Origin of the sequence: Akkermansia sp. GGCC_0220 (genome assembly GCF_017566105.1) — a bacterium.
Classification (GTDB): domain Bacteria; phylum Verrucomicrobiota; class Verrucomicrobiia; order Verrucomicrobiales; family Akkermansiaceae; genus Akkermansia; species Akkermansia massiliensis.
Genome location: NZ_JABFCI010000233.1, coordinates 1 through 212 on the forward strand (window position 1 = coordinate 1; position 212 = coordinate 212).

1 protein-coding gene is annotated in these 212 nt (G+C 62.3%); it reads right to left on the reverse strand.

Translation table 11 applies throughout. The features are described from left to right. On the reverse strand, positions 1-212 hold a 212-nt coding region (locus HJW02_RS13630), incomplete at both ends, for a helix-turn-helix domain-containing protein (RefSeq protein ID WP_208050777.1).

Consider the following 212-nt stretch of genomic DNA (forward strand, 5'->3'; position numbering starts at 1 on the left):
AGATAGGCCGGGAACAGCATGCCGTCCGAATCGCTGCCGGGCAATCCCGACTTGGCGAAGTCTGCAGGCGTGCCCTGCTGGTCGTAGCTATCGGTGACCAGCAGCGACAACAACCGTTCCTTGTTGCCGATGTAGTGCAGCAGTCCGGGTTGGCTCATGCCGATGGCGTCGGCGATGTCCTTGAGCGACGTGCCGTAGTACCCCTTCTCGCC